Below are 18,368 nucleotides of genomic sequence, written 5' to 3'. Positions count from 1 at the left end.
CACGTCACGGGGAAAAGGAGCCGGTGCATGCCGAGTGAGCCGCTGTCACAGAAGGAGATCGAGGACCGGTTGCGGGAGCTCCCCGGCTGGGCCTTCGAGGACGACCGGATCTTCCGCACCTACCGGCTGGGCACGCACTTCGCCGCGAGCGCCCTCGTCGTCCATATCGCCACCGTCCAGGAGGAGTTGAACCACCACTCCGACCTGACCCTCGGCTACAACACGGTCCGGCTCTCCGTGAACAGCCATGACGCCGGCGGTGTGGTGACGGAGTCCGACTTCGCCCTCGCCGAACGCGTCGAGGCCCTCGCCCCCGCCCACGGCGCGAGCTGATGACCACGCACATACCGTCCGTGAGATCCCTGCTCGACTACGACGCCGAGGCCGAGGCCTACGACACCACCCGCGGCGGCATCCCGCGCGCCGAGGCGGCTGCCGCCGCCGTCCTCGAACTCCTCCCCGCGGACGCGCACACCCTCCTCGACCTCGGCTGCGGCACCGGCATCGTCACCAGCCGGATCAGCCGCCCCGCCCTGCGCGTCCTGGGCGCGGACGCCTCCCACGGCATGGCCGCGATCGCAGCGCGGCGCGGCATCCCGGTGACCCTCGCCGACGCGGCCCGGCTGCCGGTCCGGCCGGCGTCCCTGGACGCGGTCAGCGCGGTGTGGCTGCTGCACCTGCTGCGCGAGCCGGGACTGGTGCCGGCGGTGATCGCCGAGGCCGCCCGGGTGCTGCGGCCCGGCGGGGTCTTCCTCGCCACCGTGGACAAGGACTCGGCGCACGACGTCGGCAGCGACATAGACGCCGTCTTCGCCGCGCACCTGACCCCGACCCCCTCGGACGCCTCCGGGGAGGTCGAGGCCTACGCGGCCCGGGCGGGCCTGCTCCCGGTCGGCGAGGCCCGTTTCACCGGCCACGGCCAGGGCCGCACCCCGCGCGGTTCCGCCGAGTCCCTGCTCGCGGGCCGGTACGCCTCCCGGATCGTCCCGCGCGGCATCACCGCGCAGGAGCTGGCGGCCCGGCTGGAACTGCTGCCGGACCAGGACGTCCCCCGCGCGGAGCCGACGTACCGCATACGGAGCTTCGTACGCGTCTGACCAGCGGGAAGGGCCGCCCGGACCCGGACCCGGGCCGGGGTCCGTATCCGGGCCGGCATCCGTATCCGGACCGGGAAACCGGACCGGGAAACCGGAGCGGGACCCGGATCCGGTTCCCGTCACATGTCGAACTCGGCCGGGTCCGGCCCGATCCGGCGGCCCGCCGCACCCGCGCCCAGGGCGTCCAGCGCCGCCATGTCGGCGGCCGCCAGCTCGAAGCCGAACACGTCCAGGTTCTCCCGGATGCGCGCGGGCGTCACCGACTTCGGGATCACGATGTTCCCGTGCTGCAGGTGCCAGCGCAGCACCACCTGCGCGGGGCTGCGGCCGTACGCGGCGGCGATCGCGGCCACGGCCGGGAGCGTCAGCAGCTCCTTGCCCTGGCCCAGCGGCGACCAGGCCTCGGTCGCGATCCCGCGCTCGGCGTGCACGGCGCGCAGCTCGGCCTGCGGGAAGAGCGGGTGCAGCTCGACCTGGTTCACGGCCGGGACCAGCTCGCTCCCGGCAGCGATCCGCTCCAGGTCGGCCGGGCGGAAGTTCGACACGCCGACCGCCTTGGCGCGGCCGCTCGCCGCGATCTCCTCGAAGGTCTTCCAGATGGCGACGAAATCGTCGCGCATCGGACGCGGCCAGTGGATCAGGTACAGGTCGACATGGTCGAGGCGCAGCTTGGCGAGGGAGTCGTCGAAGGCGCGCAGCACCTGGTCCCGGCCCCACTTCCGCTTCGGGCTGTTCCACAGCTTGGTGGTGACGAACAGCTCCTCGCGTGCCAGCCCGGAAGCGGCGACGGCCTTGCCGGTGCCCGCCTCGTTGCGGTAGATGGCGGCCGTGTCGATGCTGCGGTAGCCGGCCTCCAGGGCGGTCCCGACGGCGCGCTCCGCCTCCGCGTCCGGCACCTGCCAGACGCCGTAGCCGAGCTGGGGCATGAGCGTGCCGTTGTTGAGCTTGATGGCGGGGACCTGGTTCACGTCTGGTCGTTCCCTCACGTCGGTGCGTCGGTGCGTCGGTGCGTCGGTGCGTCGTGCGTCGGTCGTGGAGCGTCGCACGAGGGGCGATAACCGGCCCCTCGTACGACGTATTCCCGCCATCGGTTGTGTGCGCGCCCTCACGCGGTCCCGAGGTACGCCTCCCGCACCAGCGGGTTCGCCCGTACCTCGGCCGCGGTGCCCTCGGCCAGCACCGTCCCGAGGTCCAGTACGACGACCCGCGCGCACAGCTCCATCACGAAGGCCACGTTGTGCTCGACCAGCAGCACCGCGCAGCCCTCCCGCTCCGCCAGCCGACGCACGACCTCCGCGAGCCGGCCGCGCTCGGGCGCGGACATGCCCGACGCGGGCTCGTCCAGCAGCAGCACCCGCGGCGGATCGGCCACCGCACGGGCCAGCTCCACCATCCGGGCCTGCCCGACCGGCAGCCCGCCGGCGTACGAGGCACCGAGCGCGCCGATCCCGCAGTCGGCCAGCACCCGCTCGCCGCGGGCCCGGCGCTCGCGCTCCCGGGCCCGCCGGGCCGGCAGGGCGAGGAGATCGGCGGCCGGCCCGCCCCCGCCGCCCCGCCACTCCTGCGCCACCAGCACGTTGTCGGCCACGCTCAGCTGCCCGAACAACTGCTGCCGCTGGAAGGTCCGGCGGATCCCGTGCCGGGCCCGCCAGACGGGGGAGCGCCGGGTGACGTCCGCCCCGTCCAGCAGCATCCGCCCCTGGTCGGGGCGGCGGATCCCGGACAGTACGTCGAACAGCGTGGTCTTCCCGGCGCCGTTCGGCCCGATGAGCCCGCACACCTCGCCCGCGCGGACCCCGAGATCCACGCCGGTCAGCGCCCGGACGCCGCCGAAGCGCACGCCGACCCCGCGGGCCTCCAGTACGTACCCGCCCTCGCTCATGTCGCCATCCCCAGGTAGGCCTCGGTGAGCCGGTCCGCCTCCACCTCGGCCCGGGGGCCGCACCAGGAGACCCGGCCCTGGGAGAGGCAGGCCACGGTGTCGGCGATCCCGAGGATCTCGGCCGCCCTCTCCTCCACCAGGAGCAGCGCCGTCCCTGCGTCGCGGAGCTCGGTGAGCAGCGCGTACACCTCCTCCACCACGCGCGGGGCGAGCCCGAGCGAGGGTTCGTCGGCGATCAGCACCGCGGGCGGCCGCTGGAGCAGCGGAGCCAGGGCCAGCATCTGCTGCTCCCCGCCCGAGAGCGCTCCGGCGGGGATCCCGCGCCGCTCGGCGAGCCGCGGGAAGCGCGCGTAGACGGCGGCGCGGGCGTCGGCGTCCCGGAGGTACAGGGCCAGGTTCTCCTCGATGGTGAGCGCGGGGAAGATCCCGCGCCCTTCGGGGGCGAGCAGCACCCCGGCCCGCGACCGGCGTACGGCCCCGTCCCGGGTCGCGTCCCGCCCGCCCACGTACACCGCCCCGCCCGTGGCGGGCAGCAGCCCGGCGGCGACCCGGCAGGCGGTGCTCTTCCCGGCCCCGTTGGGCCCCAGCACGGCGAGGATCTCGCCCGCGCGGACGGTGAGATCGACCCCGTGCAGCACGAGCCCCCCGTCGTACCCGGCGGTGACCCCGCGCAGTTCGAGGGAAATGCCAGCCTCGCCAGGGGGCACCTCCCAGCGGTAGCCGGGGGGGTTTGAGGCGTGGGGGTTCGGGGGCGGAGCCCCCGACGGGTCCGGGGCGGAGCCCTGGGAAGCGGCGGCGCGCCGGCGGGCCAGCCGCACCGGCACCGCCGCGCAGTACCCGTCCGGATCGTTGGCCAGGGCCAACCCCGCCAGCCCGAAGAGGATCACCGGCAGATGCGCGGACTCCGTCACGTAGTCGGACAGCAGCCGCGGGGCGACGGCGAACACCAGCCCCGCCACCACCGCGTACTGCGGCCTGCGCACGCCCGCCGCCACGACCACCGCCAGCCACACCAGCCCGGTCATCGCCGTGAAGTCCGTCGCCGTGATCCGGGTGTTGTACGAGGCGTACAGCACGCCCCCGAACCCGGCCAGCCCCGCCGACAGCGTGAACAGCAGCAGTTTGGTGCGCAGTACGGAGACCCCCGAGGCGACCGCCGCCGCCGGGGCCGACCGGACCGCGAGCATCGCCCGCCCCGACGGGGAGTTCCGCAGCGCGGTCAGCCCGGCCGCCACCAGCGCGACCAGGACCACCAGGGCCACCCCCAGCGCCCGGTCGTCGGAGAGGTCCACCGGTCCGAACACCGGCCGCGGGATCGGCCACCCGGCATCGCCGTTGCGCAGCCAGCGCAGCTGGAACAGCACCTGATCGGCCAGGAAGGCCAGCGCCAGCGTGGCCAGGGCCAGCGACCTGCCCCCCAGCCGCAGCGCCGGCAGCGCGACGAGCGCCCCCAGCACGGCCGCCACGCACGTGCCCACCGCCAGCGCGGCGACGAACGGCCAGCCCCGGCTCATGAGCAGCCCCGCCACGAGCGCGGCACCGGTCACGAAGGTGCCCTGCGCCAGCGACACCATCGCCCCGAGCCCGGTCACCACCGTGAAGGACATGAACACGAGCGCGATGGCCAGCCCCTGCGCCAGCAGGCCGCTCCAGAAGGGGGTGGTCACGGTGTAGAGCGCCACGCACAGCGCCGCCGCACCCGCCGCCCACACCCCCCACCGCCGCCCCCACGCGGCCCCGGCCAGATGGTCGACCGGCGGCGCGTCCACGGCCGCGACCCCCGCCGTCCGCGCCGTGCGGGTCAGCACCAGCAGCCCGCCGAACAGGATCAGGAAGGGCACGGCCGTCCGGAAGCCGGTGACGGACTCGGCGAAGGACGCGTACCCGGCCACCAGGTTCTGCAGCACCCCGAGCCCGAGTCCGCCCGCGAAGGCGAGCGGCACGGAAGCGAACCGTCCGATGACCGCCGCCGTGGCCGACACGAACAGGAACAGGGTGAAGTCGTGCGCCGACAGCCCCAGCAGCGGGGTCGCCAGCACACCCGCGAGGCCCGCCAGGCCCGACGCGACCATCCAGGCCACCGACGACAGCCGGTCGGCGCTGATCCCGCGCAGCTCGGTCAGCGAACGGTTGTCGACGGCGGCCCGCAGGTGCAGCCCCAGCCGTGTGTGCCGCATCAGCACCCACAGGGCCACCGCCACCAGCGCCGTCACCACCCAGGTGATCAGCTGGTCGGAGTCGATGCCGACGCCGTCCGCGAGCTGCCAGGACCTCGCCGGGCTGGGCCCCACCCCCGGCAGCCCGAACTGGTTCTCCGCCGGCTTCACCGGCGCGCCCGCCTCCGCCAGCAGTTCCACCGCCCACAGCCCGGCGGCCGGCAGCGCCACCAGCAGCCCGATGGTGGCCACGATCTGCGCGGTCTCGCCGACCCGGGCGAGCCGCCGGAACATCAGCCGGTCCAGCCCCCAGCCGAGACCGGGAGCCAGGACGAAGACCACCAGCAGGGCGGCCGGGACGGCGGGCCAGCCCAGCCCCGAGTGCAGCTCGTAGAAGGTGAGCGCGCACAGGTAGGCGGTGGCCCCGTGCGCGAAGTTGAACAGTCCGGACGCCGAGTACGACAGCACCAGCCCGGTGGCGAGCAGTGCGTACAGGGCGCCGGAGACCAGACCGCTCAGTACGAAGACGAGCAGATCCCCCATGCCGCGGCCCTACTTGAAGGGGATGGGTTCGTAGCACTTGAACGGTACGGAGACCTCGTACGCGCCGTTCTTCAGCTGTACGAGCGCTCCGCAGCCGAAGCTGTCCTTCTGCCCCTTGGGCTCCGCGCGGTCACCGACGAGTGTGCCGGTGTCGGAGAAGCCCTGCGCGGCGGCCTGGAAGGACTCGACGGTCAGGTTCTCTCCGGCCTTCTGCGCGATGGACAGGAAGAGGTCGGCCGACATGTACCCGGTCAACATGTGCATGCTGAGCGGCACGTCCTGGCCGCCCGCGGCCGCCTTGATGTCGGCCTTGAACTGCGCCATCTTCGGATCGGCCGACTCGAAGGGCTGGAACTGCAGCAGCACGTGCACCCCGTCGAGGGCCTGCTTGGTGGCGTCCTTGGCCAGCAGCCCCGGGTCGTAGTCGGTCGGGTCGGAGAGCAGCCCCTGGTAGCCGCTGCGCTTGAGCGCGGTGAACAGCCCGATGTTGTTGGGGGTCTGCATGACGGAGACGACGGCGTCCGGGGCCTTGCCGTCGTTGCCGGTGAGGATCTCCTTCACGTACGCGGACCAGTCGCTCGGGACGGCGGTGGCGGGCACGGAGGCCTTGGCGTAGGAGACCTTGAACCCGGCGCTGGTGAAGCCCTGCTGGAAGGTGCGGATGCCGAACTTGCCGGCGTCGCTGTCGTTGGCGATGATCGCGACCGATTTGCCCTGGGCCCCGCCGAGGATCTGGCCGATGCCCTCGGGCCAGGTCTGGTTGAGGGTGCCGCCGGGGGTGGGGACCAGGCAGCCGTTGAAGCCGTAGATGTGCCGGGGGCCGCAGAAGGCGGGCAGGGTGCCCCAGCCGAAGGTGGGAACCTTCTCCTGCTCCAGGAAGTCCGCGCCGGAGAAGGTCACCGAGCTCATGGGGGAGACGGCGAAGACCTTGTCCTGCTGGACGAGTTTGCGGGCGGCCGCCAGGTTCTTGACGGGGTCCTGGCCGTCGTCCTCCGCGCCGAGGTAGTCGATCTTGCGTCCGTTGATCCCGCCCTCGGCGTTGGCCCGGAGATAGCGGGCCTTGGCACCGAGATCGGTGTCCTTCTTGCTGTAGCCGCTGGCACTGGTCATCGACACGATCCCGCCGACCTTGATCGAATCGGCGCTCACCCCGCGGGAGTTGCCCGGCGCGTCGCCGGGTTTTCCGGGAGAGGTCCCGCTGGTGGAGGCGGAGTTGCAGGCGGAGACGAGCGCGAGGGCCGCCGCCGCGGCGGCCAGGGTGCGGATCGGTCGCAACATGTCGGGGATCCCCTCCGGTTGGAATCCCCGCATTCTGTGCGTGACCTGACGGATCGTCAATATTGTCGACGAATGGAAATGACGATCCGTCAGTTACGTGTGTGCGCGCCCGGTGGACTGCCCGACGGGGCCGCCTGCCGAACCACCGGTGAGCCGCCCGGACCTGCCGCGACGGCCCGCCGCCGGACCCGGCTCAGGAGGAGTACAGGGCCGCGACCTCCTTCGCGTACGCCTTCTCGATCGCCCGGCGCTTGAGCTTCAGCGAGGGGGTCAGCAGACCCCGCTCCTCCGTGAACTGCTCACCCAGCACCCGGAAGGTGCGGATCGCCTCCGCCTGCGACACCAGGGTGTTCGCGGCCACCACCGCCCGGCGCACCTCCGCCGTCAGCTCGGGGTCACCCACCAGCTGCGCGGCCGGCAGCTGCGGCCGGCCGCGCATCGACAGCCAGTGCGCGATCCCGTCCATGTCCAGGGTGAGCAGCGCCGCGATGTACGGCCGGTCGTTGCCCACCAGCACGCACTGCGACACCAGCGGATGCGAACGGACCCGCTCCTCCAGCGCTGCGGGCGCCACGCTCTTGCCGTTGGAGGTCACCAGGATGTCCTTCTTGCGCCCGGTGATGGTCAGGTACCCGTCCGCGTCCAGCCGGCCCAGGTCCCCGGTGGCCAGCCAGCCGCCGCGCAGGACCGCCTCCGTGGCCCGGGGGTCGTTGAGGTACCCGGAGAAGATGTGGCTGCCGTGCAGCCAGACCTCCCCGTCGTCCGCGATGTGCACCGTACTGCCCGGGATCGGCCGCCCCACCGTGCCGTACTTGGTCGCACCGGGCGGGTTCGCGGTGGCCGCCGCGCACGACTCGGTCAGTCCGTACCCCTCGAACACCGTGATCCCGGCCCCGTCGAGGAACAGCCCCAGGCGGCGCGACATCGCCGACCCGCCCGACATGGCGTGCCGCACCCGGCCGCCCATCGCCTCGCGGACCTTCCCGTAGACGAGCCGGTCGAAGAGCTGGTGCTCCATGCGCAGCGCGGCCGAGGGCCCCGGCCCGGCGCCGAAGGCCTTGCGCTCGCGCGCCTCCGCGTACCGCACGGCCGTCTCCACCGCCCGGTCGAAGGGGCCCGTACGCCCCTCCGCCTCCGCCTTGCGGCGGGCGCCCGCGAAGACCTTCTCGAAGACGTACGGGACACCCAGCACGAAGGTCGGCCGGAAGGCGGCGAGGTCCGGCAGCAACTCGGCCGCCGCCAGCACCGGTTGGTGGCCCAGCTTCACCCGCGCCCGGACGGCGGCCACCTCCACCATCCGCCCGAACACGTGCGCCAGCGGCAGGAAGAGCAGGGTGGACGGCACCTCGCCCTGTCGGGCCTGGAAGACCGACTCCCAGCGGCTGACCAGGGTGTCGGTCTCGTACATGAAGTTGGCGTGCGTCAGCACACACCCCTTCGGCCGGCCCGTCGTCCCGGAGGTGTAGATGACGGTGGCGGTCGCGTCGGGCGTCACGGCACCCCGGTGGCGGTGCACGACGTCCTCGGCGACCCCGCGGCCGTCGGTGACGAGCCCGTCCACGGCCCCGGCGTCGAGCTGCCACAGCCGGCGCAGGTGGGGGAGCCGGTCGATGACCGATCCCACCGTCATGGCCTGGTTCTCGTCCTCGACCACGCAGGCCGTGCAGTCGGAGTCGAAGAGGATCCAGTGCACCTGATCGGCGGAGGACGTCGGATACACCGGGACGGGCTGGGCGCCGATCGCCCACAGGGCGAAGTCGAAGAGGGTCCACTCGTACCGGGTGCGGGACATGACGGCGACCCGGTCCCCGAAGCGCACCCCCTGGGCCAGCAGCCCCCGGGCGAGCGCGAGCACCTCGGAGGCCAGCTCCCGGGACGTCACGTCCCGCCAGACCCCGTCCGTCTTCCGGCCGAGAACCACCCGGTCCGGCTCCTCGCGGGCGTGCTGGAAAACGATGTCGGCCAGGCCGCCGACGGGTGCGCCCGTGACGACGGGTGGGACGGTGATCTCGCGCAAGGCCCCGCTCCTCTCCGCGCGCCGCGGTGAACGTACCTCATGGTCAACAGGGGGTGCCCGGCCTTCGGATACCTCCACAAGACCTCCCCAGTGATCACGGTGTTCACGCCGTTGACGTGCGACTGAGCCGGTCCGCGCCGGAGAGCACGGCCGCGGCCAGCGCCTCGGCCGCGGCCGACGGGCGCGGCCCGCGGAGCAGGGCGAACTCCACCGGCCCGAGCTCCGGCAGCCCGCCGACCCGCACCAGCCCCGGCGGGATCAGCCCCCGGGTGTGCGCCATCACGCCCAGCCCGGCCCGGGCCGCCGCGATCAGGCCGCTCAGGCTGCCGCTCGTGCACGCGATCCGCCACGCCCGCCCGTCCCGCTCCAGCACCTCCAGCGCCCGGGCGCGGGTGATGCCCGGCGGCGGGAAGACGATCAGCGGAACAGGGCGCTCCGGATCCACCCGCAGCCCGTCCGCGCCGATCCACACCATCCGGTCCCGCCAGACGAGCCGGCCCCGCTCGTCCCCCGGCCCCCGCCGTTTCGCCAGCACCAGATCGAGGCGCCCCGCGTCCAGCCGCTCGTGCAGCGTTCCCGAGAGCTCCACCGACAGCTCCAGATCCACCTCGGGGTGCTCGTGCCGGAACCCTTCGAGGATCTCCGGAAGGCGCGTCAGCACGAAGTCCTCGGAGGCCCCGAACCGCAGCCGCCCGCGCAGCCGCGTCCCCGCGAAGAACGCCGCCGCCCGCTCGTTCGCCTCCAGGATCGTCCGCGCGAAGCCGAGCAGCGCCTCGCCGTCCTCCGTCAGCCCCACGCTGTGCGTGTCCCGGACGAACAGCGGCCGCCCCGTCGCCTCCTCCAGCCGCCGCACGTGCTGGCTGACCGTGGACTGCCCCACGCCGAGCCGCCCAGCGGCCTGCGTGAAGCTGAGCGTCTGGGCCACCGTGAGGAAGGTCCGCAACTGGACAGGGTCGTACATACCGCCACGTTAGCCGCTCATCACGGATCGCGATGACAGTGAGTGCGGTGTGCGGGTTTCCCGATGAACACCCACCGCCGACCATGAAGGGAGGACCCCGCCCCGACAGCAAGTGAGCACCCCCGCATGTGCCGCCCGCACCTCCCCGCCCGGCTGCCCCTGGACCCGTACATCCTGGCCCTGCTCGCCACCGTGGGCCTCGCCGCCCTGCTCCCCGCCCGCGGCCCGGCCGCCACCGCCGCCGACCTCGCCTCCACCGCGGCCGGTGCCCTGCTCTTCTTCCTCTACGGCGCCCGGCTCTCCACCCGCGAGGCCCTCGACGGCCTGCGCCACTGGCGGCTCCACCTCACCGTGCTCGCCTGCACCTTCGTACTCTTCCCGCTCCTCGGCCTCGCCGCCCGCGGCCTCGTCCCCGGCCTGCTCACCGCCCCCCTCTACAGCGGCCTGCTCTTCCTCTGCCTGGTCCCCTCGACCGTGCAGTCCTCCATCGCCTTCACCTCGATCGCCCGCGGCAACGTCCCCGCCGCGATCTGCGCGGGCTCCTTCTCCAGCCTGGTCGGCATCGTCCTCACCCCCCTCCTCGCCGCCGCCCTGCTCGGCGGCGACGCGGGAGGCTTCTCCCCCGACTCCCTCCTCAAGATCACGCTGCAGCTCCTGCTGCCCTTCCTCCTCGGACAGGCCCTGCGCCCCTGGGTCGGCGGCTTCCTCGTCCGCCGCAAGCAGGTCCTCGGCCACGTCGACCGCGGCTCGATCCTGCTCGTCGTCTACGCCGCCTTCAGCGCGGGCGTGGTCGCGGGCATCTGGCACCAGGTGAGCCTCCCGCGGCTCGCCGCCCTGATGCTGGTGGAGGCCGTACTCCTCACCGTCATGCTCCTCGCCACCTGGTACGGCGCGGCCCGCCTCGGCTTCGGCCGCGCGGACCGCATCGCCGTCCAGTTCGCCGGGTCGAAGAAGAGCCTGGCCGCCGGACTCCCCATGGCCAGCGTGCTGTTCGGGGCCCACGCCGCCCTCGCCGTGCTCCCGCTGATGCTCTTCCACCAGATGCAGCTGATGGTCTGCGCGGTCATCGCCCGGCGCCGCGCCCGGGATCCGATGCCCGAACTCACCGCCGACCGTGTGGCGGACGTCTCGCCCGCGCGCCAACGGCCCGCGCCCCGGGCCCGTTAACGTTCGGTGGTGACCTGGATACGCCCGCTCGCCGCCCACGCCGAACGCCCCTGCACGCTGGTGGTCTGCCGTGGCTGCTGTTGCGGTGACCCCCGCAAGAACCCCGGCTCCGACCACGCCGGTCAGCTGACCCGGCTGCGCGAGGCCGCCGCCGCTTCCGGGGGCCGCCTGGCCGTCCGTACGAGCGAGTGCCTCGGCCCCTGCGCCCAGGCCAACGTCATCGTGGTCCAGCCCACCACCGAGGCCCGCCGCCGCGGCGCCCGCGCGACCTGGTTCGGCTGGGCCCTGGACGACACCGCGACCGACGAGATCATCGCCTGGGCCGAGTCCGGCGGCCCGGGCACCACCCCGGTCCCGCCCACCCTGGACCTCCACCGCATCGACCCGCCGACACCGAAGCCGGCCGCGCAGTCCGGCCGCCGCGGCCGCCGGGGGCGCTGACGTGCAGAACCTCGCCCGCGCGGTGCTCGTACTGTTCGCCCTGCTGGTCCTGGTCACCGTGAAGGTGGCCTTGTCCGTCGAAGGCAGCGAACCCTCCGTTCCGCTGACGGCGGAGGACGTCACCGGCACCTGGCAGGGCGACCACGGAGCCCGGCTCGAAGTGACGGCCGACGGTCGGGCCCGCCTCACGGACTCCTCGGGCTGGACGTGCACCCCGAGCGGGGCGCCGGCCGCGCTCACCGCCGAGGGCGTCTGGACCATCGACCGGATCTCCGACGAGAACCCGGGAATCCTCATCAAGTTCACGCTCGACGGACCGTCGGTACCGTACTGCGGGGACTATTTCACGCTCGACGGCACCGGGAAGAGCGGCGCCTCGGGGGACGGCAGCGATGTGCGGGGCCACTTCTCCCGCCAAGGGGGTGCGGGCCGCGAGACCTACCGCAGGACCCCTACAGCGTGATCCGCTCCTCGCCCGCGTAGATGTTCATGTCCGGCCCCCGCAGGAAGCCGACCAGCGTCATCCCCGACTCCAGCGCCAGGTCCACCGCCAGGGAGGACGGCGCCGAGACGGCCGCCAGCACCGGGATGCCCGCCATCACGGCCTTCTGTACGAGCTCGAAGGAGGCCCGGCCCGACACCAGCAGGACCGCTCCCGCCAGCGGGAGCCGCCCGGACTGGTGCGCCCGGCCCACGATCTTGTCCACCGCGTTGTGCCGGCCCACGTCCTCCCGCAGGTCGAGCAGCTCGCCCTGCGCCGTGAACAGCCCGGCCGCGTGCAGCCCGCCCGTACGGTCGAAGACCTTCTGCGCCTCGCGCAGCCGGTCCGGCATCGCGCTGAGGACCTCCGCGGGGACCCGAACCGGATCGGCGGCGATCCCCGGGAAGCGGGTCGCCGTACGGACCGCGTCCAGGCTGGCCTTCCCGCACAGGCCGCAGGAGGAGGTGGTGTAGACGTTCCGCTCCAGCGTGATGTCCGGCACCGGGACCCCGGCGGCCAGCTGGACGTTCACCACGTTGTAGGTGTTCGAGCCTTCCTCCGTCGCCCCCGCGCAGTAGGTGACGGCCTGCACGTCCGAGGCGGCGCCGAGCACCCCCTCGCTGACCAGGAAGCCCACCGCCAGGGCGAAGTCGTCGCCCGGCGTACGCATCGTGATGGCCAGCGGTTTCCCGTTCAGACGTATCTCCAGCGGCTCCTCGGCCACCAGTGTGTCCGGCCGGACACCCGCCCCGCCGTTCCGGATCCGGACGACGCGACGGCGCTCGGTGACCCGTCCCATGGTGATCAGCCCACCCCTTCTGTTCTCGCCTCTGTTCTCGCCGGTTCCCGACAAGCTCATTGTCCCGGTTCCGCTTCCCGCGACGCCCCCGGCAGGTGGATCCTCGGGAAGCTCCAAAATCCGGGGCCGGAATCCTGTCGGGTCACACGCACACGTACCCACCAGTAGCAGGCGAAGCTGGGTAATCCTGACTTCCGTACAAAGGGGGGACCCCGCCCATGACCGGTTCACGCGTGGTGGCGCTAGGGCACTACCAGCCCGCGAAAGTGCTCACCAACGAGGACCTCGCGGCCATGGTCGACACCACCGACGAGTGGATCCGGTCCCGCGTCGGCATCCGCACGCGCCACATGGCGGGCCCGGACGAACCGGTGGACGAGCTGGCCTACCAGGCGGCGGGCAAGGCGCTGGCCGGAGCCGGCCTGACCCCGGACGACATCGACCTGGTGCTGGTGGCCACGTCGACCGCGATCGACCGTTCGCCCAACATGGCCGCGCGCGTCGCCGCCAAGCTGGGTATGGGCGGCGGCCCTGCCGTGATGGACATCAACGTCGTCTGCTCGGGCTTCACCCATGCCCTGGCCACCGCCGACCACGCCATCCGGGCCGGCTCCGCCACCCGCGCCCTGGTCATCGGTGCCGACAAGATGACCGAGATCACCGACTGGACCGACCGCACCACCTGCGTGCTCACCGGCGACGGAGCGGGCGCGGCCGTCGTCGAGGCCTGCGAGGAGCCGGGCATCGGCCCGGTGCTGTGGGGGTCGGTCCCGGAGATGGGCAACGCGGTCCGGATCGAGGGCTCGCCGCCGGTCTTCGCCCAGGAGGGCCAGTCCGTCTACCGCTGGACCACCAGCCAGCTCCCGCCGCTCGCCCGCAAGGTGTGCGAGAAGGCCGGGATCACCCCGGAGGACCTGGCCGCGGTCGTCCTCCACCAGGCGAACCTGCGGATCATCGAGCCGCTCGCCGCCAAGATCGGCGCCGTCAACGCCGTCGTCGCCCGCGACGTCGTGGACTCCGGCAACACCTCGGCCGCCAGCATCCCGATGGCCCTGTCGAAGCTGGTCCAGCGCGGCGAGATCCCCTCCGGCGCCCCGGTCCTCCTCTTCGGCTTCGGCGGCAACCTCTCCTACGCGGGCCAGGTCATCCACTGCCCGTGACGGTTTCCGCGGCCGCTCCCTCCGCCGGTTCGGCGGAGGGGTGGCGGCCCTCGGCGGCCAGCGCGCCGACCAGGACGCACGCCAGCGCCACCAGCTGGCCGGCCCCCGTCCAGCTGGTTCCCATCGGGACGGTGGCGAGCGCGAGCACCAGGGCCGCCGCGCGGTAACGGGCCGGTCCGATGCCGAGCGCCGCGCGGAAGGCCAGGTCCCCGGCCAGGTAGAGGGCGACCCCACCCGCCAGCGCGACCGCCGGGCCGGTGTGCAGGTGCTCGCCGAGGTGACCGATGGTCTTCTTCACGCCCGCCGCGAAGACGGCGATGCCCAGGAGCATGGGCAGGAAGGCGTAGTAGTACGCGGTCATCGCCAGCTTGAAACGCCGCTCCGGCGGGGTCTGCGCGAACACCTCCTCGGCCCGGCCCTCGTCGCGCACGAAGTACATCCACCACATCGCCGACGCGATCGTCAGGGCCAGGAACGTGCCGCCCGCGATACCGGGGGACAGCGGCAGCGAGCCCACCCCGATGCCGATCGCGATCACGGACTCGCCGAAGACGATGATCAGCAGCAGACCGTGCCGCTCCACCAGGTGCGCCGCGTTCATCCCGCCGAGCTGATCACCGACCGTCTGCCCGGGACCTTCGGCCGTCTCGGCCACCTCGGCCGTCTCGGCCACCTCGGCCGTCTCGGCCACCTCCGGCTCCGCCGCCCCGCTCGCCGCGACCCGCTGCACGACCACCGGCGTCACGAACTGCAGCAGCAGCGCCAGCATCCACAGCCCCCAGGCGGGCAGCCCGTCGAAGAACCCGGCGGTCGTCACCGCCAGCGCGCACAGCACGTTGGGCAGCGCGAACCACAGCACCCCGCGGCCGTGCGCCTGCGTGAACAGCGCGCCGTGGACCAGGACGGTCAGCAGGTACCCGAGGCCGAAGGCGATACCGCCGGCCCCGAAGGCGGTGGGTACGGCCAGGGCGCACACCATGAACGCCCCCATGGCCAGCATCAGCAGCACCCGCCGGACCGTCCGGTCCGGCGGCACCTGGTTGGTCAGGTGCGCGTAGCCCCCGTACATCCAGAACAGGACGGTGAAGATCAGCACCACCTGCCCCGCGCCCCGCAGGCTCAGGTCGTCCGCCAGAAGCACCGTCAACTGCGTGATGGTGAAGACGAAGACGAGGTCGAAGAACAGCTCCAGCGTGCTGACGCGGTGCTCGGATTCCATGCGCGGCTCCCCCCCCCGGATGTGTGCGCAGCCATCCGACCGCCCGGCTCCCCCTGATGTCCAGCCGGTATCAGCATCCGGAAGTGGCCGCGTGGCATTCCGCTCCTCGCGGCCGGGGACCGGCCCGCCCCCGACGGCGGCGAGACGACCCGTCTCGCTACGGCCTTTCGTGCATGCGTGCAGGTCAGCCCGGCGTGGCGGACGATCACCGCCGGGATAAGTGGTCGGAACCCCGTCGATCCTTTGCTATTGTTGTCCATGTCGCCGCGGGAAACCGGGGCCGACCACCTAGTCCGGGTGGCGGAATGGCAGACGCGCTAGCTTGAGGTGCTAGTGCCCTTTATCGGGCGTGGGGGTTCAAGTCCCCCCTCGGACACATGAAGCAGGAGCCCCACACATCGTGTGGGGCTCCTGCTGCTTTCCCGGACCGGACCGGACCCGCCGGATCGGACCGGGGCGGTCACGGACCCAGGACCACCAGGCCCGTCGGGGTGGTCAGGCTGCCCGGGACGACCGATGTGAAGGTGTGGGGCAGTGACAGGCGGGGCTGGTCGGTGTCCGGGGCGGCGTCGAAGAGATAGGCCGCGGCGGCGGTGCTGTCGCTGACCAGGTGCGGGCCGCCGGCCGCGGCCGTGCCCCCGGTCAGCGGAGTACGGAAGAGCCGCCGCAGGTGCCGCAGGGTCTCAGGAGTGACCGGGGTGACCGGCGTGACCGGGGCCCGCATCGGCCGGGTCCGGCCGGCCGGAGCCTGCTCCGCGGCGGCCGCCGCCGGGGCGTCCGGGGGGATCGCCCCCGTCAGGAGCAGGGCCAGGAGCACCGGGACGGCCTTGCGGCGCAGGGTCCCGGTGGCCGCTCCCAGCCGGTGGGCATGGCTCGCGGGCAGCGAGAGCGCGAGGCTCCCGGCGGCGTCCCCGGTGGCGATCGGGACCGCCGCACAGACGACCCCGGGGGAGTACTCGCGCAGGTCGAACACGGGCGCTCCCGGTGCCACCGCGTCCAGGGCGCTGAACAGGACCCGGCTGTCGGTGATCGTCCGCCGGGTGAGCCGCGCGGGCCGGTGCCGGGCCACATGGTCGGCGCGTCCGTCGTGGTCGAGCTGGGTCAGCAGGCATTTGCCGACCGCGCTGGCGTGCGCGGCGGCCCGGAAGTCGACCCACTCCCGCACCGGCGGGGTCGCGGGCCCGTCCGCCATCTGCGTGATCCGGACCTCGCCCTCGGCGTACCGGCCGAGGTACACCGCGGCGCCCGCGCTGTCCCGGGCCAGGGCCAGGGTGCGCTGGAGCTGCCAGGCCAGGCCGTGCCCGCCGGGGGTGGCGAGCCGGTCCAGCGCGGGCCCGCGCCCGTACACCCCGAGGGCCGGGCGCACCGCGTACTCCTCCTCGCACAGCATCGCCAGCAGGGGCCGCAGTTCCCCTTCGGCGAGGCCGGACTCCCGGGCGAGCCGGTCGGCCCGGACCCCCAACGGGTGCCGTTCCAGGACGCGTACGACCGCCAGCGCGCGGCGCGCCTCCGTCAGGGCCTGGCTCGTTCCGGCCCGGTCCGTGGTCCCGCGGTTCGCCGCCGTCAGCGCGGGGTGGCGCAGCGGTCCGGCCGCCGGGCGGAGCGCGGCCACCGGCCGCGGCGCCGGGGCCGACGCGGTGACGGGCTGCGGCAGGAACGCGGCCAGTACCCCGGACAGCCCGGGCCTCGGCAGTGGCACCGGGCCCAGGTCGGGATCTTCGAGCTGGTCCACGTAGCGCAGCACGGCCGCCTGCGTGCACAGCCGGACCTCCCGCAGATCCCGTCGGCCGCCCGGCCGGAAGCCGCGCCGGCCCAGCTCGCGCGCCCAGTGCCGGGCGTCGTGGTGCTCGCCGCGCCGGGAGTGGTCGAGGAAGAGGCAGTACGCGGCCGCGGAGGTCCGCGGGCTCCCCGACCCGGCGGCGAACTGCCACCAGAAGCGGGCTCCTTCGCGCAGCCCGGCCAGGTGCAGCAGACAGCCGAAGACGACCGCCCCGGCCAGGTCGGTGTGTCCGTCGGTGAGAAAGGAGTCGAGGTGCGCCCCGGCCTTGGGCGCGCACGCGGAGGCGAGGCAGACGGCCTTGAGGTCGCGCCGGGCCCGTTCGGCGTCGAGCGGGCAGTCCCGGGCGGGGTCGCTCCAGCCGTGCACCGACCGGCGCCGGGCGCGGTGTCCGGAGGCGGGCGGGTGCGGTGTGGCGCGCAGCAGCCGGGCCTCGGCGGCGCCGAGGTCGTAGTGCCGGTAGCGGTCGCGGACGCCCGCCCGGGCGAGGAACTCGGCCAGGGAGCGGGGGACCGGGTCGCCGTCCTGCAGCTCCTGCCGTTCGTAGCGCCTCATGATTCGGCTGATTCGGCTGATTCGGCTGATCCGGGCGATGCGCCGGTCGCGGCGGAGGTGGCGAGCAGGCGGGCGAGCCGCCGGTGGGCCTGTCCGAGGTAGGAGCGGACCGTGGCCTCGTCGACGCCCATCACGGCTGCGGCCTCACCGGGGGTGCACTGGAGCCCGTACCGCAGCAGTACGGAGTCGCGTTGCCGCTCGGCGAGCCGGGAGACGGCGGAGTAGAAGCGGATGGTGTCGGTCAGCACCTCGTACTGATCGGCGTGGGCCTCCTTGAGGGCGGCCTCGAAGGCGCTGATGTCCATCGGCTCCGGCCGCTGCTGCCACGGATGGCGCCGGCGCTGCCCGTCGACCAGGCAGTGCTTGAGCACGGTCCAGGCGTAGGCGTCGAGGCGGTCCATGTGGAGCATCCGCAGCCACTCACCCATGATCGAGTCGAAAGCGGCGTCCACCGCCTCCTCCGCCGCCGCGTCGGAGCCCAGCTGCAGATACGCGAAGCGCATGTACGCGGGCCGCCGATTGGCGTGGAAGGCCCAGTACGACAGGCGCGCCGTCGGATCCCACTGGCTCATGGGAGTCGGCCGCCGACGCCGGCTCGGTAGTCCCACGACCCCACCGGACTCCTCCGGTCCGCCATCGTTCACCGCTCCACCTCATCCCCTGTGCGCTGAACAGGAAAGCAGCGCGAGCGCACTCGGAGGGCGCAGAGAAGAAACCTGGAAGCAAAACGTCGCGGATGATCGACCCGTGATCGATCTCGATCACGCACGGCTCCAGCCAGCACGTATGCATATGCCCGCGGCCGGTGCCACCGCCCGTGCCGCTGGTGCCGCCG

General features: G+C 73.4%; 15 protein-coding genes, 1 tRNA gene and 1 pseudogene. 7 read left to right on the top strand and 10 right to left on the bottom strand.

What is annotated here, in order from left to right; genetic code table 11:
- Positions 1 to 27: 27 nt before the first annotated feature.
- Together ACFY04_RS21210 and ACFY04_RS21205 are read left to right on the top strand one after the other, a co-directional pair.
- Positions 28 to 333, top strand: a complete 306-nt coding sequence (locus ACFY04_RS21210) for a 4a-hydroxytetrahydrobiopterin dehydratase (protein ID WP_150260337.1) — start codon at positions 28 to 30, stop codon at positions 331 to 333.
- A complete protein-coding gene (locus ACFY04_RS21205; RefSeq protein ID WP_389118709.1) occupies positions 333 to 1,097 on the top strand; it encodes a class I SAM-dependent methyltransferase in 765 nt (254 codons plus the stop codon). Before ACFY04_RS21210 ends, ACFY04_RS21205 begins: the two co-directional genes overlap by 1 nt.
- Before the next feature lie 119 nt (positions 1,098 to 1,216).
- Here ACFY04_RS21205 and ACFY04_RS21200 read toward each other — a convergent pair whose 3' ends face one another.
- From ACFY04_RS21200 to ACFY04_RS21175, 6 genes are all read right to left on the bottom strand, one after another.
- Positions 1,217 to 2,065: an aldo/keto reductase gene (locus tag ACFY04_RS21200; RefSeq protein WP_389118707.1), complete on the bottom strand. Its 849-nt coding sequence runs from the start codon at positions 2,063 to 2,065 to the stop codon at positions 1,217 to 1,219.
- Positions 2,066 to 2,202: 137 nt separating this feature from the next.
- Positions 2,203 to 2,979, bottom strand: coding sequence for an ABC transporter ATP-binding protein (locus ACFY04_RS21195; RefSeq protein ID WP_389118706.1), 777 nt, complete (start codon positions 2,977 to 2,979; stop codon positions 2,203 to 2,205).
- Complete coding sequence (locus ACFY04_RS21190) at positions 2,976 to 5,678, bottom strand: ATP-binding cassette domain-containing protein (protein ID WP_389118705.1); 2,703 nt, start codon at positions 5,676 to 5,678, stop codon at positions 2,976 to 2,978. Before ACFY04_RS21190 ends, ACFY04_RS21195 begins: the two co-directional genes overlap by 4 nt.
- 9 nt (positions 5,679 to 5,687) lie before the next feature.
- On the bottom strand, positions 5,688 to 6,956 hold the full coding sequence (locus ACFY04_RS21185) for an ABC transporter substrate-binding protein (protein ID WP_389118703.1): 1,269 nt from the start codon (positions 6,954 to 6,956) through the stop codon (positions 5,688 to 5,690).
- Positions 6,957 to 7,149: 193 nt separating this feature from the next.
- The gene (locus tag ACFY04_RS21180) at positions 7,150 to 8,973 is read right to left on the bottom strand and encodes an AMP-dependent synthetase/ligase (protein WP_389118702.1); all 1,824 of its coding nucleotides are present in this window, start codon (positions 8,971 to 8,973) and stop codon (positions 7,150 to 7,152) included.
- A 103-nt stretch (positions 8,974 to 9,076) separates the two neighbouring features.
- Positions 9,077 to 9,934: a LysR substrate-binding domain-containing protein gene (locus ACFY04_RS21175; RefSeq protein ID WP_389118701.1), complete on the bottom strand. Its 858-nt coding sequence runs from the start codon at positions 9,932 to 9,934 to the stop codon at positions 9,077 to 9,079.
- Between the two features lie 126 nt (positions 9,935 to 10,060).
- Here ACFY04_RS21175 and ACFY04_RS21170 point away from each other — a divergent pair, with 126 nt between their 5' ends.
- From ACFY04_RS21170 to ACFY04_RS21160, 3 genes are read left to right on the top strand one after another with little or no spacing between them, the layout of a single operon-like run.
- The gene (locus tag ACFY04_RS21170) at positions 10,061 to 11,101 is read left to right on the top strand and encodes a bile acid:sodium symporter family protein (protein WP_389118699.1); all 1,041 of its coding nucleotides are present in this window, start codon (positions 10,061 to 10,063) and stop codon (positions 11,099 to 11,101) included.
- A gap of 9 nt (positions 11,102 to 11,110) precedes the next feature.
- On the top strand, positions 11,111 to 11,542 hold the full coding sequence (locus ACFY04_RS21165; protein ID WP_389118697.1) for a (2Fe-2S) ferredoxin domain-containing protein: 432 nt from the start codon (positions 11,111 to 11,113) through the stop codon (positions 11,540 to 11,542).
- A 1-nt stretch (position 11,543) separates the two neighbouring features.
- Positions 11,544 to 12,005: a hypothetical protein gene (locus ACFY04_RS21160; RefSeq protein WP_389118696.1), complete on the top strand. Its 462-nt coding sequence runs from the start codon at positions 11,544 to 11,546 to the stop codon at positions 12,003 to 12,005.
- On the opposite strand, the gene fdhD is transcribed toward ACFY04_RS21160, so the two are convergent.
- Entirely contained in the window at positions 11,995 to 12,822 is an 828-nt protein-coding gene (gene fdhD / locus ACFY04_RS21155; RefSeq protein ID WP_389118695.1) for a formate dehydrogenase accessory sulfurtransferase FdhD, read from the bottom strand. The genes ACFY04_RS21160 and fdhD overlap by 11 nt on opposite strands.
- 218 nt (positions 12,823 to 13,040) lie before the next feature.
- Here fdhD and ACFY04_RS21150 point away from each other — a divergent pair, with 218 nt between their 5' ends.
- Complete coding sequence (locus ACFY04_RS21150; protein ID WP_314246367.1) at positions 13,041 to 13,982, top strand: beta-ketoacyl-ACP synthase III; 942 nt, start codon at positions 13,041 to 13,043, stop codon at positions 13,980 to 13,982.
- Here the strand turns inward: ACFY04_RS21150 and ACFY04_RS21145 are convergent.
- Positions 13,966 to 15,201 (bottom strand): low temperature requirement protein A, encoded by a 1,236-nt coding sequence (locus ACFY04_RS21145; RefSeq protein WP_389118693.1) that lies wholly within the window; start codon positions 15,199 to 15,201, stop codon positions 13,966 to 13,968. The genes ACFY04_RS21150 and ACFY04_RS21145 overlap by 17 nt on opposite strands.
- Positions 15,202 to 15,492: 291 nt before the next feature.
- Between ACFY04_RS21145 and ACFY04_RS21140 the strand changes: the two genes are divergently transcribed.
- Positions 15,493 to 15,577 (top strand) — tRNA-Leu (locus ACFY04_RS21140).
- A 420-nt stretch (positions 15,578 to 15,997) separates the two neighbouring features.
- On the opposite strand, the pseudogene ACFY04_RS21135 reads toward ACFY04_RS21140, so the two are convergent.
- A pseudogene (locus ACFY04_RS21135) lies at positions 15,998 to 16,717 on the bottom strand (IclR family transcriptional regulator C-terminal domain-containing protein); the annotation flags it as partial.
- 812 nt (positions 16,718 to 17,529) lie between these two features.
- Positions 17,530 to 18,105, bottom strand: coding sequence for a sigma factor-like helix-turn-helix DNA-binding protein (locus tag ACFY04_RS21130; protein WP_389118692.1), 576 nt, complete (start codon positions 18,103 to 18,105; stop codon positions 17,530 to 17,532).
- Positions 18,106 to 18,368 lie beyond the last annotated feature (263 nt).

It is taken from the genome of Streptomyces sp. NPDC001549, assembly GCF_042894025.1.
GTDB classification, from domain to species: Bacteria; Actinomycetota; Actinomycetes; order Streptomycetales; family Streptomycetaceae; genus Streptomyces; species Streptomyces kutzneri.
The sequence above is the reverse complement of the archived record's forward strand: the minus strand, read 5'-3'. Positions and strand labels throughout refer to the sequence as shown.